Raw genomic sequence first — 15,772 nt, 5'->3', positions numbered from 1 at the left:
CATGCGGCAAAATTGCGATGCAGCCGGCAAGGCCGATCATCCGCGCGAAAATTCCCAGAAGTCTGATCACGATTTCGCCACTTTCATACCTGTTGGAGACAATCGAAGCTCTCCCTAGGAAGGGCGACCTGTGACTGCGGGCATGCCGCTATTGAAATCGAGTTCCTCAAGGTCCAGTTCGTCGACGAAGACATCTATGATCCTGACCGGATTGTCTTGTCCGATGTAGTCATCGACGCATTCGGGAAGCAGTGCGGCCTGCTTGCGGTCATCGCCTTCAACGAATCGCTTCATGAGTCACCCGGTCTCAACGCGTTGATTCGGTTTAGGCGATGAGTGCGTTTTCACACACCCTCGGCCAACTCCGGACGTTGATCCGCACATTCGCCCGGACATTCGGACGACCGAGGTCCTCTGGCAGCGGACCTTCGCACATCGGTTGCGGTCGCCATACGCTCCTCGCTGGCGAACATCTCTGGCAAGCAAATCCGTTTATGTGCGCGATGTCCGCTTTCCTATATTCACACGTGGTTAGAGACTCGACATGGATGCGAAGTCGGTGAAGCTCGCGACGAGTGCTAGTAAGAAACACAACGCCGAACGGAGCCATCGTGAACTTGATCTCCCGAGCTACGGCTGCAAGCGCGAGGGTGCGACGTCACTCCGGGCCCATGCGCACGTTTCATCCTCCGGGGTCGGGCTCGCACGATGGACAACTACTTCGCCCCGCTTTTTGTTAGCGCTTGCCGGAACTTCCTCACTGCGGTGGGGAGTACGGAGAAGGTCGTCGATCGCACAAAGCCGATGCCCAGCCATCCGCGCTTGCCCGCTGCAATGTCTCTCGTCTCGTCGTCGAGCCGTCCCGCATGGGACAGCAACTCTTTCGCCCGCGGATAAAAATATTTGCCCAATGAAGTGAGCTCCATCGGGCGCCGGGAGCGGTCGAACAGCTCCCGTTCCTCGTCAGTGTGCTGCTGGTCGGCGTCGGTCTGTACGTTCGACTGAACACGTCGGAAACACCGTCGTTCCGCAAGATCAGGAGCGCGCACGCCCAGGTCAAGGTGCCGTTGGCCGAGTTGCTGGGCAAGCGCTGGAAACAGGTGGTACTCGGGGGCATCGCGACGATGTCGACCGGTACGTCGTTCAACCTTATCGTTGCGTTTGGACTGACCTACGGCACGCAAACGCTGGGCTTTTCGCGCAACGCGATGCTGTCTATCGCGCTGATCGCCTGCGCACTTTGCATCGTGATGCTCCCAGCCTTCGGGCGGCTATCCGATCGGGTCGGCCGCAAGCCAGTGATTGTCGGCGGCATCATCGCCGAAGCCTTGCTCGCTTTCCCGCTCTTCTGGCTACTCGACACCCGCGAGTATGCCTTCGCACTTTTAGGGTACCTGCTGATGATGACGGCATTCGCCGCCAACTACGGGCCGATCGCCACCTTTCTCGCGGAACTGTTCGACGCTCAGATCCGGTATTCCGGCCTGTCGGTGAGCTATATGCTGTCCGGACTGTTGGGCAGCGCGGCGACGCCGATCGTCACGATGGTTCTATTGTCGGCTACCGGGAAGGGGTCGTCGGTTGCCTGGTTTATGGTGGGGTCCGCGGCTATTTCGGCTGCTGCGCTGTTGCTGCTTGCGGAAACGCTCCGAAGGGACCGGGGTGCGGCGATTCCACTCAGTTGTTGACCTCATGTATTTTGCTTGGCTGTAGCCGTGGATGGACTGTATCCGATTTGAAAGGGGGCAGGCGCGAGCCGTATCCATACGGTCCCACTGGGTAGTGGCAGCGATCCAACGGACCGTCACAGATTTAGAGATATGTCAGTCCTCGTCTCCACTGAATCGAAGCGAGCGGGATATCGATGGAGCTACCTTCTATGCCTAGTTGAATGGTGAGGACGGGCGGACGACCGTACCGCATCGGAGCGAAACGCCCGGCCTCGGCGCCCGTGATCGATAGCTGTAACTTGCTGCCTTTACTTTCAGAAAAACGAGTACAAGGCTTATTCGCTGAATAACACCACTTCTAAAAAAGATGCTGACGACTCAGTTATCGTCCAGTTCGGCGGTTGCGATGGCAAGGTCCCAAACTGCTTGCCGACGATGAACTGCTGGAACTACACGCTTCGGCTTTATCGCCCGCATGCTGAAATTCTCAAAGAAAAATGGGTTGCCGCGCAGCCCCAGCCTGTAAATTGATGCTGAGTAGCTTAGCGTCATGTCGACCAACCGTTCAAATGCGATATTTCTCGGCCGACCCTATCAGTCGGAAGACGCCGTAGCCGCTCGATGAGGGAGTCCGTATAGGCAAATTTTCTATGGTCTCCCGGCCCGGCGGTTTAAATGAGGCCCCGCGACCTCTCGCCTCTTCGGGACGGGACCTGAAACTGCAGTTGGTGGGGGATGATGCCCCCATCGGTGCGATCACCGAATTCGGTGATGCCACGTGTAGCGTGGGCGACTATCGCGAACCGAGCTCACAGTGAGTTCGAGTTCTCCAACGAGCAAGTGGGGATGAGCAAACGTGCGATAAGACCTGATATTTACGCACTGCATCAATCGTACATCTTGAGCATTTCTGCCAGTGCTCCTTCGATTATCCTGTTCGACAGACTCTGGTCCTTCACTGCGCGAGCAAGTGCTATTGAACCGACGCAGGTGCTGAAGATCATCACCGCCTTATCCTGAGCGTCCGGCTCCGAAAAAGACTGCGCAAGCAGATTGATGATTTCACTTACACGTTCGGTGAATACCTCACGGGTTGCATCGGGAGCGCGCGCCATATCGTTGACCAACGCCGAAATCGGGCAACCTCTGCCGACGTTGTTCCGATGACTTCCTGACACGTAGGTGCTCACCGCACGCTGAGGCGCCGTCTTGAGCGTGTCCTGAATATGCTCGATGTCCTGCAACGCCAGGATGAAAGCCTCCGTCACAAGCGCATCGCGCGACTCGAAATGCTTGTAGAAGCCGCCGACGGTTAAGCCGGCTTCTTTCATGATGTCGCCGACACTAATCCCGTCAATGCCGCGCTCGCGCAAACGACGTGCGGCGAGCTGCACAATCCGCTGATGCGTGGCCAGTTTGTCAGCTTGTGAGTGCCCCATTTTTTCAGTCTCAAAGATGCATTGTGCTGCGAGTCAATCGGCAACGCCGCTCGCGCGGCCCTTCCACCGTAGCGATTAGTTTGCGTCAGCCGACGACCTCACGATTGCCGTCAGTTGCAACGTCCTGGCAATGCGAAAGCCGAGCTCCCGATACAGACGAACCGCGGAAACGTTGCTGGTGAACACGTGAAGGAATGGCACTTTGTCGCGCTCCTGGATCGTTGCCGACAGATGTTCCATCAACAGTCGACCCAACCCTCGGCCGCGCCACCCCGGGTGCGTGCACACGGCGCTGATTTCGACGTACTTCCAGGCAGTCATTCGTTCCCCCGCCATCGCCACCAGCTGGCCGCCTTCCCTGATGCCAAAGAAGTGGCCTAGTTCGTTGGTCCGGGGATTGAATGGTCCGGGCTCCGTCAGCTCGGCGAGCCGGAGCATATCAGGTGTGTCGTCGACGCCGAGTCGCGCGATCCGCTTATCGGACGATACGGTGAACCTCCTGGTGGCAACCATCTGATTGGCAAACGCCTCGCGCACCACGTCAAAGCCGGGCGGCAAGTCCGGTTTGTCCGCCGTGAAGAATGAAAGGCGCTGTCCCGGCTGGAGCATCGCTGCAACTTGTGAGACGTTTTGCGCGGTGTAATTCTGCGCGGCCCCGAACGGCGCAAATTCCGGGCGATACCGGGCACCCCCTTCGTGACGCTCGACGAAGGCCGGAGGCGACTCGGTCAGGGCGATCCATACGGGATTGGCGAGGTATTCCTCGGTTGCGATCTCACTGGCTGCATCAATGTGGGAGGACTGCATGACAAGCTCCTTTTTTGTTCGTCTTCTCTGCTGTGGAACCGCGGTCAGGCAAACAGCGCCGCGTGCTTCCTGATAAATGCCTGAACCGTCATTGGCGGAGTGCCGGTCAATTCCTCAATGAAGGAATTGGTGCCGGCGAAAATGCCTTCCTGGTAATCGACGGCAACCGACAGCAGATGCTGCGTGAAGGTATCGCTAAATTTTGCGTCGGTGTCCAGGCGGTTTTTGAACAGGTCGAGATCGACCGGTTGGTATGTCACCGTCCGGCCCAACGCCAGGTTCATCTCTGCCGCAATCTCATGGTGATTCATCTCGATCGGTCCGTACAGCGGATATACCTTGCCCGCGTGCGGTGCCGGATCGCGAAGGATGGCGGCAATCACGCGCCCCTGATCCTCGGCTGCAATCGGCGCGTGGCGCCCATCGCCGAAGGGCAGGCGCAACACCCCATCGTTTTTGATGCTCGCCACTTGACCCGGGTAGGTCAGCCATTGGGCGAAGAACGTAGGGCGCAGATGCGTGACCGGCGTGCCAGCCCAGTCGAACACTTGCTCCGAGACCCAATGGTCTCGCGCGGCATGGCTTTTCGCTTCACGACGGGCCGAAATCTGCGACATGTTCACAATCGATTCGATTCCGGTCTCGCGGGCAGCCTGTGCGAACGAAGCGCTAGCCGCTATCCCGCCCGATTCGATCGGATAAACGAAATAGGCCGATGAGATGCCTTGAAGAGCGCGTGAGACGTCGTCGATATCCGAGAGATCGCCAACCAGCACTTCGACGCCCTGTGCGCGTAGCCGCTCTGAACGGGCGTCCTCGCGTCGAACGAGGGTTCGTACCTGTTCGCCTGCAGCCAAAAGGGCGGTTGTCGCTGCTCCGCCCGTGTCGCCAGTCGCACCTGCGATAAAAAATTTACGAAAAGCCATTTGAAAGCTCCGTTCAATTCATTAACTGGGACGGTGATGAACACTTCGGTCACCGGATCTGAACTGGAGTATAGTCGTAATCCTGATCGAGGATTGATGATAGTTTCGCCCTAGTCTTTTGCAGAATGTCGCGCTCAACGCGGGCGGCAAGCGCGTTAAGCTGCGACCGCAAACGCACGTTGCAAATCGGATTCGAAGACCGCGTCCTTCCCGGACGACCGCACATCGGAGAATGCTCCTGCCATGATCGCCCACACCTTCGCCTCACCCCGCCATTCCACGCGCTATTGGGAGGCCGGACCCGCCGAGGGACCATTGATGATCTTCCTTCACGGCTGGCCCGGCGTCGGTCTGATGTGGCGCGTGCAGATCGAGGCTTTCGCGTCGGAGGGCTGGCGCTGCATTGCGCCGGACATGCGCGGATACGGCGGCTCGTCGACACCGGGCGCGCCCGATGCCTATGCGCTCAAAGAGATCGTTGACGACATGGTCGAGCTTCATGACCATCTGGGCGCGAGTCCGGCAATATGGGTGGGACACGACCTCGGAAGCCCGGTGGCCGGGGCGCTCACTGCGCATCACGCGAAGCGCAGCCGTGCGGTTGTATTCGTCTCCGTTCCGTATATGCCCGAGAGCTTCGGGTTGCGCAGTCTGCTGCCCCTGGTCGATCGGACGCTCTATCCCGCCGACCAGTATCCGGACGGGCAATGGGACTACTACCGCTTCTATCCCACACATTTCGATCAGACCGTGACCGACTTCAACGCCGACATAGCGGCGTCCCTGGCGGCGATCTATCGGTCTGGAGACCCGAAGTCCGTGGGCCAGATTTATCGCTCTGCGTTGGTCTCGCGCAATGGAGGCTGGTTCGGGTCGGCACATCGCGCGCCGGCGGTGGCGCGGGACGCCGCGCTCTGGCCGTCCGCTGATTTCGACGCCCTGGTTGATGCGTTCCGTGTGACCGGTTTTCGTCCGGGTAACAGTTGGTATCTGAACGATGACGCCAACATCGCCTACGCTCGAACCGCGCCCGACAGCGGCCGCCTGAGCCAGCCCGTTCTGTTCGTGAACGGCGAATTCGATGGCATCTGCGACATCACCCGCAGCGCGCTCGGCGGCCCCATGCGAAACGCCTGCTCGGATCTGTCTGTGGCGACGCTGGACGCAGGCCACTGGCTTCCGCTCGAACGCAAGGTCGAACTCGTCCAGGCAATCCGCTCCTGGCTCGAGGCGAAGGCACTGTCGTAGCCATCACGGACACATCCTGACCCGCAGCGGGTCCTACACATCGACTAAAGGAGTTGAATGAAATGAACGCATCGAACAGCGATGGCATCAAGCAATACGACATCGAAACCAATGGCATTACCTTGCACGTGACGGAGCAAGGGGAGGGGCCAGCCGTGCTGTTTTGCCACGGTTTTCCGGACACCTCCTATACGTGGCGCGGGCAGATGAAGGCTATTGCGTCGGCGGGATATCGGGCCATTGCCCCGGATATGCGTGGTTACGGGCGAAGCTCGGCTCCGGCCGACGCAAACCTGTACACACCGTTGCACACAACAGGCGACCTGATCGGTCTGCTCGATGCGCTGGAGATTCCCCGCGCCATCCTTGTCGGTCATGACTGGGGTGCGACGCATGCGTGGAACGCGGCGTTGATGCGCCCGGACCGATTCGCGGCGGTATTCTGCCTCAGTGTCCCTTTCGTGCCGCGCGGAGACGTCAGTGTTTTCGACAGAATGCGAAAGGCAGGGCATCAGAACAAGTTCTATATGTTCGAGCAAATTCGGCCTGACGCCGACGAAATCTGGGCCAACGCCGCGGTGACCATTCCCGGCATTCTGTATTGGGCATCGGGTACTGCGCCAGCCGGCCAGCAGTGGAGTCCAATGGATCCGGCTCGGAGTCTTTATCGTGCAGCCCCCGGACCGTTGCCTTCGTGGGCGCCCACGGACTACGTCGCGCATAACATCGCGGAATTTGAGCGCACCGGTTTCCACGGAGGATTGAATTACTACCGCGCGGCGGAGCCGTATTTCGCCTTGTCCGCTCCGTGGAAGGGCGCGAAGATCGTTCAGCCGTCGTTTTTTATCTGGGGCAAGGCGGACGGTCTGAGAGAGTTATATCCGCTTAGCATCGACGACCTTCGCGCCGGCTTACCGGGCCTTGTCGGAGGACTCGAACTCGATAACGTGGGGCATTGGGTACAACATGAGGCCGCCGCCGAGGTCAGCGACCAACTGCTGAAGTTCGTGCGTACCGTTGATCTCGCATGATCGTGACATACACTGTCCGGATTACTCCCGGCTCCGTTTTGTGGGGCGAAGAAAAATGGCGGCGTAACGGAGGCTCACGCGAGTCTTCAATGACACTTGCACTCAAAGAACGGACATCGACCACAGGGACACCGGTTGTCCCAGTTGGGTCGAGCGACTTTGGGGCCCAAGCACTGGGGCAAAACGGGCATATTGCGAGGCGAAAAAATGCGTCGTTATACAACTGAAAACGGTTGGGATCCGGGTAGACAATTGCGGATCGGCCGTCTCGATTGCGCGCAGTGTCTCCGTGCCTGATAGCAATACCGGCCGCTTCGTTCGGGACATCAGGCGTTTTGTCCAGTCAAAGATTGCCACGTGAACCTCGACTTTGCGTGCGAGGAAAACGTGTTGATATTCGTCGAGGGCAATCAGACGGATGTCGTGCTGGTCGATCGCTTCTGCGAGCACATTGAAGAGAACTGCATTGGTTTGCGACCGCGAGCGTGGTGAAATGGCATAACTGAAGTTTTCCAGCAGATCGTCCTGGATTTGCGCCACCGTGGGCGCCTCCTTTAATGATGCGACGAGCACACTGTTCTCGCGGAGAAAAGACCATGAGCACACATTCTTTTGAACGCATTCGATAAGGAGCGACTTGCCAGCGCCGGCTGGCGCAATTACGCTTGCCCCGACTGGTTGCCGCAAATGGTTTCCAAGCTGGATAATCCGTCCGTCGCCATCAAGGGTTTCCTTGAACGATGTGTGGTGCACCCTGATCTGGGAAATTAGCGTGCCGACCTGGAGCGCCTTGTCGCTGTAGCTCATATTGCCTCCTCGGAAAAAGCTTCAAAAGTCGGGATGGGCCTGTCGAGTTCGATCGCATCGTCTTCGGAGATGAGCCTTGAAGACATGTCCGTCTGCAACGAGCGGTCGGAAGCCTGCCTCGACGAAACTGATGAGCTCAGGCCTTGGAACAGCGCCAGATCACGAGCCCCTCGTTTGATTTTCCTTCCGCTGCGAATCGCTGCCGCCCAGTGATCCTGCAACTCGAGGCGAGCGCGGCGGAGTCTCCTTTCCGCATTTGCTATTGTCAGCTTCTGTCCTGCTGCCGCGCGGATCAGCCGGTGCTGGGTGCGAGAAAGACCTGTTGCGTATTCCTCGTCTTTGGCCGGGACGCAAACCCAGTGCCCCGTCTTTGGATGCTGCACAAAGATGCTGCCGAGTTCGTAGGGGTTGGCGGTCATCGTCGTTCTGAAGTTCGTCCCGATCTCGCGGCGCATTTGACCAGTTCATCGCCGGCGTACTGGATCCATTCGTGAACTACCCCGGCATGATTCACCGTTACCATTCCGCGGTGATGACTTGATCGAGCAACTGAACGGTGATCTGCTCTGACACAGAGGGCGGTAGCATGGCGGCCGCTGGCCGTATCATGGTTTTCGAGTTTCCAGAGCGTGACTGATGAATGTGACCGATTCAGGGTTTACCCTAAGTTGAACGTTGATCGTGAAGTTTTGTGACCGGTTGCTGTTCAGTCTCGTATGGCACGCGGGCTACCACGAAATAGAATTTTCGATGCTAAGTGGTTGTTTGTTATGAAAAATGCGTGTCACCGCCGTGTCGGAATGTATGTTCCGAGTTCAAACTTAAGTGAACAAAGTCCAAAGTTAAGCGAATCTCGACATCGACAACCAAAGCGAGATCCCTTCTTGAATTTGTCACCACCCGTCCATATAATTAGCACTCGCTGCACGAGAGTGCTAACAACATCGCCGGTTGGCTCAGCCAGCCGGGTTTTCTCAGCGTTCTTCAGTCTCAATCAAGAGAGGAGTATGTATGAACCTTCGTCCTTTGCATGATCGCGTGATCGTCAAACGTCTGGATCAAGAAACCAAGACTGCGTCGGGCATCGTGATCCCCGAAGCCGCAGCAGAAAAGCCGGATCAAGGCGAAATTCTGGCAGTCGGCCCGGGCAAGCGCGACGACAAGGGTGCACAAATCGCACTCGACGTGAAAGTTGGTGACCGCGTCCTGTTCGGCAAATACGCAGGCCAGACCGTCAAGGTCGACGGCAACGAACTGCTCGTGATGCGTGAAGAAGACATCATGGCCGTGGTGCAGAAGTAAGCGCTGGTCGCTACTTCCCCGGCTATATCCCAAGAATTCAAGGAGTTAGAAGATGGCAGCTAAAGACGTCGTATTCGGTGATTCCGCCCGTGCCAAGATGGTTGAAGGCGTGAACATCCTCGCGAACGCTGTGAAGGTCACGCTGGGCCCGAAGGGTCGCAACGTTGTCCTGGAACGCAGCTTCGGCGGCCCGACGATCACGAAGGACGGTGTTTCGGTCGCGAAAGAGATCGAACTGAAAGACAAGCTCCAGAACATGGGCGCGCAAATGGTCAAGGAAGTGGCTTCCAGGACCAGCGACAACGCAGGTGACGGCACCACGACCGCAACGGTTCTGGCTCAGTCGATCGTCCGCGAAGGCATGAAGTACGTTGCATCGGGCATGAACCCGATGGACCTGAAGCGCGGTATCGACAAGGCTGTGACGGCCGCGATCGAAGAACTGCGCAAGATCAGCAAGCCGTGCACGACCAACAAGGAAATCGCTCAAGTTGGCGCGATTTCGGCAAACAGCGATTCGTCGATCGGTGACCGCATCGCTGAAGCGATGGACAAGGTCGGCAAGGAAGGCGTGATCACGGTTGAAGACGGCAAGTCGCTGCAAGACGAGCTGGACGTTGTCGAAGGTATGCAATTCGACCGCGGCTACCTGTCGCCGTACTTCATCAACAACCCGGACAAGCAAGTTGCTGTGCTCGAAAACCCGTTCGTGCTGCTGCACGACAAGAAGGTTTCGAACATCCGTGATCTGCTGCCGGTACTGGAACAAGTCGCCAAGGCTGGCCGTCCGCTGCTGATCATCGCAGAAGACGTCGAAGGCGAAGCGCTGGCTACGCTGGTTGTGAACAACATCCGCGGCATCCTGAAGACTGTTGCTGTCAAGGCTCCGGGCTTTGGCGATCGTCGTAAGGCCATGCTGGAAGACATCGCTGTCCTGACCGGCGGCCAAGTCATCGCTGAAGAAACCGGCCTGACGCTCGAAAAGGCATCGCTGGCTGAACTGGGTCAAGCGAAGCGTATCGAAGTGGGCAAGGAAAACACGACGATCATCGACGGCGCTGGCGAAGCTGCAACCATCGAAGCACGTGTGAAGCAAGTTCGCACGCAAATCGAAGAAGCTACGTCGGACTACGACCGTGAAAAGCTGCAGGAACGCGTCGCCAAGCTGGCTGGCGGTGTTGCAGTGATCAAGGTTGGTGCTGCGACCGAAGTCGAAATGAAGGAAAAGAAGGCACGTGTCGAAGACGCACTGCACGCAACGCGCGCAGCTGTGGAAGAAGGCATCGTTGCTGGCGGCGGCGTCGCGCTGATCCGCGCACGTTCGGCTATCGTTGGTCTGAAGGGCGCTAACGCCGATCAGGACGCCGGTATCAAGATCGTGCTGCGCGCGATGGAAGAGCCGCTGCGCCAGATCGTCACGAACGGTGGCGAAGAAGCCAGCGTCGTGGTGGCAGCTGTTGCAGCTGGCACGGGCAACTACGGCTACAACGCGGCAACCGGCGAGTACGTCGACCTGGTTGACGCAGGTGTCGTGGACCCGACGAAGGTTACGCGCACGGCGCTGCAAAACGCAGCTTCGGTCGCTGGCCTGCTGTTGACCACCGACGCAGCTGTTTGCGAACTGCCGAAGGAAGATGGTCCGATGGGCGGCGGTATGCCCGGCGGCATGGGCGGCATGGGCATGGACATGTAATTTCGGTTGGGCCTCGTTCGAGGCTCAGTTGGAAACACATGGGGAAGTGCGCCGTGAGGCGTGCTTCCCAAATGAAAAAACCCGCAGAAATGCGGGTTTTTTTATGCCCTTGTTCTTCAGGGCGCCTTGTTAAGGATCAAGCGGGATGCCAGCCTTGCCGCCAAGTCCCGCCGTTGTGCAGCGGCTCGTGAGAATGCGCGATGGTCACGTGAAATCCATCCAGGGCCTGGTCCGGTAATCGAACGGAGAATCCTGCGTAGGCAGTGCCGTAGCCGGCTTCGGACACGTCAGGCCGATGCGCGCCGCTCCACCCTGTGGCCACGACCTCGTCCCCTACGCGGACTTCGATGAGCACTTTTTCCTCGGGGTGATGTAGGTTGACCGCCCAACCCGATACGACGCCGTCGTGAACGGCATCGACAAATCCCTCATGCATGTCGAACAGATCCGCCTCGCGGCCCCGCTCGAACGCTATGTATTCTTCGATTAGCCGCAGATCGAATTCGGCAATGACGTTTCGTACCTTGGCCAGGTACCCCGCATCGAAGCCGAATATTGTCGACGCATGAAGATACGGATTCTCAAGTTTGTTAATCTCGGCCTGTACGCTACGCACTAATTCTATGGCGTTGGAGAAAGGGCCCTCGGCAGCTTGGACCTCGCGGTCGATGTCTTTCGTGACTTCATTGAATAATGTGTAATCGAGCTGGTTTTCTTCTATAAATTTCTGTCGCGCCCATTCACTCAGTTTGCTCCTGTCTCGCGGTGAATTACCGGTCTTGTTTGTCTCGATATAAAAGGGCAGCTTTAAGTCTGTCTTTCCACATAAGCGCAGCAAGAAGCCGCTCATATCTTCGCATGCACCTGCCACCTTGATGTGGCGGCGAAGATTGAATCGAGCAGCCTCAAGGCTGCTCGCGTCTACCGTCGGGTGGCCACTGAGCATATGAACGAAGAGATTTCGGCCGCCATACGATTCGCTGACCCACTCATCTAGCGAAATCTCGCCGCAGCCCGCTAGCGCCTCGACCGCAGAAAGACTGGCGCCGCGGCCGACTTCCCCGTTTTTGCCATTGACCGCATACCAATAGTGCGACATTTGCCGGGCAAGCGGATCGCGCAAGATCGTGCAGTAAGTCAGCGGCGCTTTCAGGCCGCGATGAATGCCATAGATCTGATGCCCGCCACCAACACCTGATTCCCAGAGTTTGGCTCGGCTATTGTCCCAATTATTGTCCTTTTCCCACACGAAATTGACGAATTGATCCTTTCCTTTATTTAAATCAAAAAAAGAGATAACCGTGGATCCTCCACTTTTAGGTGGATGGATGAAGAAGATCGGCGGACGCATGGATTTAATATACGTAAAGATGAAATGACCATCCTACTTCCATGACGACGATGCTTCAGTAACATTTAATTACGACGGTAATGTGTCGGCGCACGGTTTGCGGCTTGGAGTTGAGTAAGGCCCCTTCCCGGGACAGCCGCAACTAACAGGGAGAACGTCATGTGTTTCGCATCGGGATATCAATGTCCCGATGCGTCGACTGGCTCATGCGAGGGCGTCGTCGGTCAGTTGCGCGAAGGCGCGCGGCAGTTGAAGTGGCTGGCTTGATACACACAGGGAGTAGGTTGGAGCGCGCGGCCTCGCCTGCGGGCAAGGCCGGTCAGCGAGACTGTGCGAGCAGTTTCTGAGCTGGGGCGTGAAGGAGTCGCGCCCCAGCCGATCAAACCATCAATGCCGTGCTTCGCCCGGCGCCGCGTCCTTACCGGCCGCGGGTGGCGTTTCGTCGTCGCTGCTGCGGGCCCAGAAGAAGCGGTCCGGCAGATACGCGCCCATTCCCGGCCGGAATGCGTTGCGCATCGCCTGATACAGATACTCCTGCGCCTCGCGCACGGCCTCCGCCGGCTCCTGGCCGTTGGCCAGCAAGGCGGCAATCGCAGCACCGAGAGTATCCGTGATGCCCATGATCCGGTGGCTGCCGCGGTCCCACATATCCTGACGCAGCTGGCCGTCTTCGCTGAACAGCGTGTTGACGAGCCGGTGCGTGCCGGTTTCCGTCGACAGAATGTACTCGCAGCCCTGCGACAGCAGATGCGAGATCGCCGCATCGAGGCTCGGCGCTTCGGCGTCGCCGTCCGGCTGGGCGAGGGCGAGCAGCGTGGCCGAATCGGCGACCAGCAAGGTGGTTTGCGGCGCCAGCAGGTCGGCGATCGCTTCGCGTAGTTCGTCGGCGGCGAGCACATGTTCGTCGTCAAGCGTGAAGTCGGGAGCGAGGATCAGCGGGATGTCGTCGTAATCGGCTACGACCTCCGCAATTGCGCTTACGACTTCCGCGCGCGTGCATGCGCCGACCTTGAACGCGGCAATCGGCATGTCTTCGAGCAGCATCCGGGCCTGGGTCGCGACTACTTCGGGGTCGAGCCCGGTGACTTCATCGCAGCTTGCCGAGTCGCGTACGGTATAGCCCGTGAGCACGGAAACACCATGGCAGCCCATGCTGGCAAGGGTCATCAGGTCGGCTTGCAGTCCGGAGCCACCGGTGGGATCGGAAAGGCCGAAGGTGAGGACGATCGGGGGTGTGTCGCTGGGCATGAAAATTTACAAAAGGAGCTGTATTTAGGCGCAGAGAGTGCGCAATCGACTCAATTATGCGGCCTAAACCGTTGTGAAGGCGGTTTTTCGCATTCTTCGGCATGTTGTGGCAAGCAGGAGGCGATGTAAGCTGCAGCCACGCAGCGACACTACGCCGCAAGCACGGAGCGAACCGACGCAAACCTCTAGCCAAAGGCCGTCGCACACTGCGATTGGGCGTTTCTGATTGCTAGGCATTGGGGCGGCAACACGGTACCATCATGGCTCCCGTTTCCACGGACTCTACGACGCGACACAAGAATGGAATATCAAAGCTGGATGTGCCTGATTTGCGGCTGGATTTACGACGAAGAAGCCGGTTTGCCGGACGAAGGCATTGCGCCGGGCACCCGCTGGGAGGACGTTCCCATTAACTGGACCTGCCCGGAATGCGGAGCGCGCAAGGAAGACTTCGAGATGGTCCAGATCTGAGGTTCGGGGCAAGTGGCGGTGTCCGGCGGAGTGCCACGCCGCGTGACTGCGGCGCGGCGTTTTGCAGGCAGCGTCGGCCGGATCGAACGCGGTTCACGCGCTCGGAACATAGCCCCAACGCGTCGACGCGGAATGTCTCCGGTTGCATCGCGTCGCAGCGGTAGTCTGTCATTGTCCTGTCGCCAGTTCGCGCGTTAGCCGATCAGTCTCTCGTGCGACGCTGAGCGGCGGCCCGTCAGCTTTCTGTCGCCTGCCCATGACTCTTCGATCCGCTGCACCCGATTCCTTCGATGCCTTGCCGAATCCGCGCGGCGGCGCAGTCCGTTCCGCCGAGTTGGCGCTGGCCGAGGCGTTGCTAGCGTTCGAACAACACAGCGAAAGCACCTCGGCGCTGCTGTGTGCGTCGCACGCATTGCGCGAAGCCGGCTGGCTGAGCGCGCAACGTTTCGCAGACGCGCTGGTGCGGCTTTCGCCTTTGGCCGAGAGCGAGGGCGATCTGGCTGATGCGGACAGCGCACGGGCCGTGTTCGGCGCCGCGTTGCACGATTTCCGCGCAGCGCTTGAGCGCCACAATCTGCGCGAGCTGTCCTGCTCGCCCACACTGTTCAATCACTATCGCGGGCTCTGTACCCATTTGTCGGAGCACACGCCCGGTTCGACTGTCGCTTTCGAAGATCTCGCGCTGAGCGCGCGCCCCGTGCCGCCTGCATCGCTGCACGCCCAGTCGGCGGATCAACTGGCCCATTTGCGGGCGCGCTATGAACGCGCGCTGCTGCCCGTGTTGCGCTCGCAGCCCGATAGCAGCGGCGCAGCGCTCGCTTTCACAAACGCGGCGCTCGACGAACTGGACGCGGTCCTCACGGAACTCACCGGTCCGGACCCCTATGATTTCTGGCGTCTCGCCAAAGCCTGTGCCAAGGCGCTGCGCGTCGGCGGCCGCGCCACCGGAGAAGCCGACGCACGGCGTTTCTATGCGCGCTGCAACCTCGCGCTGGCCGATCACGCGCGCGGTATCGAGCGCGCGCCGCGTTCGCTGGTGCGCACGACGCTGGCGTTGCTGTGGCGCGATTACGCGTTGTTCGGCGCTGCGGCGGAAGACGCCGATCATGTCGAAGTGCTGCACGACTACGGCCTGACGGTCGATTGGCACGTGGCGGGCACCCAGGCATCGGAAATGCTCTGGGAAGCTGGCGCCGTGCAGGCACAGACGATCAGTGCAACCCGCAGCGCGCTGACGCGCGAGCTGGGCGTGTTGACCGTCAACGCGCACGCGTATGAAGATTTCCTGCAGACGGCGGATGCCTCGATTTCGGCGCTGACCGAGCATGCCCGCGCGGCCGATCAGCCCGAGAAAGCCGATCCGAGCGAGGCGCTGCAGGCGGGCGACGCCGCTTACCGGCTCGGTGCCTCCGCATGCGCGCTGGGCCTCGGTCACATCGCGCTGGTCGCCGATGCGCTGGGGCTTGCGTGGCGCCGCCGCGCACACGCCGGCGTATTCACGCCGGCGGTGCGTTCCCACGTCATCGTGGGCGCGCCGGCGGCGAGCACGCTCGAGCAGGCGGCCGAAGCTTTGCGTGCGATGCTGCACAAAGTGGCTGCGGGCGTCGCGCCGACAGGCAGCAGCGCTGCGCTGGCCGCATTGACGCGTTCGATCGAAGAGGGCGGCGCCTGAGCCGCTGCGATATCAGCATCACGTCCTATGCGCCGGTAAGCATCCTCATGCCGGCAGCAAGGAGCAGCAACGATGGAATCCGGAGGCACGCGATATGCGTGTCGTAA

The 15,772-nt window shown here is 59.3% G+C and carries 13 protein-coding genes and 2 pseudogenes; 7 read left to right on the top strand and 8 right to left on the bottom strand.

Annotated elements, in window-relative coordinates:
• Positions 1-117: 117 nt before the first annotated feature.
• A pseudogene (locus ACUN0E_RS38050) lies at positions 118-294 on the bottom strand (IS5/IS1182 family transposase); the annotation flags it as partial.
• A gap of 671 nt (positions 295-965) precedes the next feature.
• Between ACUN0E_RS38050 and ACUN0E_RS38045 the strand changes: the two are divergent.
• Positions 966-1,688 (top strand): annotated as a pseudogene (locus ACUN0E_RS38045) (MFS transporter); the annotation flags it as partial.
• Positions 1,689-2,557: 869 nt separating this feature from the next.
• Here the strand turns inward: ACUN0E_RS38045 and ACUN0E_RS38040 are convergent.
• The 3 genes from ACUN0E_RS38040 to ACUN0E_RS38030 form a co-directional block, all read right to left on the bottom strand.
• Positions 2,558-3,064: a TetR/AcrR family transcriptional regulator gene (locus ACUN0E_RS38040; protein ID WP_445569849.1), complete on the bottom strand. Its 507-nt coding sequence runs from the start codon at positions 3,062-3,064 to the stop codon at positions 2,558-2,560.
• Between the two features lie 120 nt (positions 3,065-3,184).
• On the bottom strand, positions 3,185-3,916 hold the full coding sequence (locus ACUN0E_RS38035) for a GNAT family N-acetyltransferase (RefSeq protein WP_445569848.1): 732 nt from the start codon (positions 3,914-3,916) through the stop codon (positions 3,185-3,187).
• 44 nt (positions 3,917-3,960) lie between these two features.
• A complete protein-coding gene (locus ACUN0E_RS38030) occupies positions 3,961-4,842 on the bottom strand; it encodes an NmrA family NAD(P)-binding protein (RefSeq protein ID WP_445569847.1) in 882 nt (293 codons plus the stop codon).
• A 243-nt stretch (positions 4,843-5,085) separates the two neighbouring features.
• Here ACUN0E_RS38030 and ACUN0E_RS38025 point away from each other — a divergent pair, with 243 nt between their 5' ends.
• Both ACUN0E_RS38025 and ACUN0E_RS38020 read left to right on the top strand, forming a co-directional pair.
• A complete protein-coding gene (locus ACUN0E_RS38025; RefSeq protein ID WP_445569846.1) occupies positions 5,086-6,090 on the top strand; it encodes an alpha/beta hydrolase in 1,005 nt (334 codons plus the stop codon).
• Between the two features lie 62 nt (positions 6,091-6,152).
• Entirely contained in the window at positions 6,153-7,121 is a 969-nt protein-coding gene (locus tag ACUN0E_RS38020) for an alpha/beta hydrolase (RefSeq protein WP_445569845.1), read from the top strand.
• Positions 7,122-7,223: 102 nt separating this feature from the next.
• Here the strand turns inward: ACUN0E_RS38020 and ACUN0E_RS38015 are convergent, their stop codons facing one another.
• Positions 7,224-7,928, bottom strand: a complete 705-nt coding sequence (locus ACUN0E_RS38015; protein ID WP_445569844.1) for a TniB family NTP-binding protein — start codon at positions 7,926-7,928, stop codon at positions 7,224-7,226.
• Positions 7,925-8,383: a hypothetical protein gene (locus ACUN0E_RS38010; RefSeq protein WP_445569843.1), complete on the bottom strand. Its 459-nt coding sequence runs from the start codon at positions 8,381-8,383 to the stop codon at positions 7,925-7,927. Before ACUN0E_RS38010 ends, ACUN0E_RS38015 begins: the two co-directional genes overlap by 4 nt.
• Positions 8,384-8,939: 556 nt before the next feature.
• Between ACUN0E_RS38010 and groES the strand changes: the two genes are divergently transcribed.
• Together groES and groL are read left to right on the top strand one after the other, a co-directional pair.
• Positions 8,940-9,230: a co-chaperone GroES gene (groES, locus tag ACUN0E_RS38005; protein ID WP_007178996.1), complete on the top strand. Its 291-nt coding sequence runs from the start codon at positions 8,940-8,942 to the stop codon at positions 9,228-9,230.
• A 52-nt stretch (positions 9,231-9,282) separates the two neighbouring features.
• The gene (groL, locus tag ACUN0E_RS38000; RefSeq protein WP_408225805.1) at positions 9,283-10,923 is read left to right on the top strand and encodes a chaperonin GroEL; all 1,641 of its coding nucleotides are present in this window, start codon (positions 9,283-9,285) and stop codon (positions 10,921-10,923) included.
• 136 nt (positions 10,924-11,059) lie between these two features.
• On the opposite strand, the gene ACUN0E_RS37995 is transcribed toward groL, so the two are convergent.
• Both ACUN0E_RS37995 and ACUN0E_RS37990 read right to left on the bottom strand, forming a co-directional pair.
• Positions 11,060-12,274, bottom strand: coding sequence for a chondroitin 4-O-sulfotransferase (locus ACUN0E_RS37995; protein WP_445569842.1), 1,215 nt, complete (start codon positions 12,272-12,274; stop codon positions 11,060-11,062).
• A 387-nt stretch (positions 12,275-12,661) separates the two neighbouring features.
• Positions 12,662-13,522: a hydroxymethylpyrimidine/phosphomethylpyrimidine kinase gene (locus ACUN0E_RS37990; RefSeq protein WP_408216363.1), complete on the bottom strand. Its 861-nt coding sequence runs from the start codon at positions 13,520-13,522 to the stop codon at positions 12,662-12,664.
• Between the two features lie 300 nt (positions 13,523-13,822).
• Between ACUN0E_RS37990 and ACUN0E_RS37985 the strand changes: the two genes are divergently transcribed.
• Entirely contained in the window at positions 13,823-13,993 is a 171-nt protein-coding gene (locus ACUN0E_RS37985; protein WP_006047743.1) for a rubredoxin, read from the top strand.
• A gap of 256 nt (positions 13,994-14,249) precedes the next feature.
• On the top strand, positions 14,250-15,665 hold the full coding sequence (locus ACUN0E_RS37980; protein ID WP_445569841.1) for a hypothetical protein: 1,416 nt from the start codon (positions 14,250-14,252) through the stop codon (positions 15,663-15,665).
• Positions 15,666-15,772: the final 107 nt, after the last annotated feature.

It is taken from the genome of Paraburkholderia sp. D1E, from assembly GCF_052682275.1.
The sequence above is the reverse complement of the archived record's forward strand: the minus strand, read 5'-3'. Positions and strand labels throughout refer to the sequence as shown.

Bases quoted from the DNA above. Each gene is read 5' to 3' on its own strand.
- ACUN0E_RS38035 (WP_445569848.1), bottom strand. From the start codon at position 3,916: ATGCAGTCCTCCCACATTGATGCAGCCAGTGAGATCGCAACCGAGGAA.
- ACUN0E_RS38030 (WP_445569847.1), bottom strand. From the start codon at position 4,842: ATGGCTTTTCGTAAATTTTTTATCGCAGGTGCGACTGGCGACACGGGC.
- ACUN0E_RS38025 (WP_445569846.1), top strand. From the start codon at position 5,086: ATGATCGCCCACACCTTCGCCTCACCCCGCCATTCCACGCGCTATTGG.
- ACUN0E_RS38020 (WP_445569845.1), top strand. From the start codon at position 6,153: ATGAACGCATCGAACAGCGATGGCATCAAGCAATACGACATCGAAACC.
- ACUN0E_RS38015 (WP_445569844.1), bottom strand. From the start codon at position 7,928: ATGAGCTACAGCGACAAGGCGCTCCAGGTCGGCACGCTAATTTCCCAG.
- ACUN0E_RS38010 (WP_445569843.1), bottom strand. From the start codon at position 8,383: ATGCGCCGCGAGATCGGGACGAACTTCAGAACGACGATGACCGCCAAC.
- groES (WP_007178996.1), top strand. From the start codon at position 8,940: ATGAACCTTCGTCCTTTGCATGATCGCGTGATCGTCAAACGTCTGGAT.
- groL (WP_408225805.1), top strand. From the start codon at position 9,283: ATGGCAGCTAAAGACGTCGTATTCGGTGATTCCGCCCGTGCCAAGATG.
- ACUN0E_RS37995 (WP_445569842.1), bottom strand. From the start codon at position 12,274: ATGCGTCCGCCGATCTTCTTCATCCATCCACCTAAAAGTGGAGGATCC.
- ACUN0E_RS37990 (WP_408216363.1), bottom strand. From the start codon at position 13,522: ATGCCCAGCGACACACCCCCGATCGTCCTCACCTTCGGCCTTTCCGAT.
- ACUN0E_RS37985 (WP_006047743.1), top strand. From the start codon at position 13,823: ATGGAATATCAAAGCTGGATGTGCCTGATTTGCGGCTGGATTTACGAC.
- ACUN0E_RS37980 (WP_445569841.1), top strand. From the start codon at position 14,250: ATGACTCTTCGATCCGCTGCACCCGATTCCTTCGATGCCTTGCCGAAT.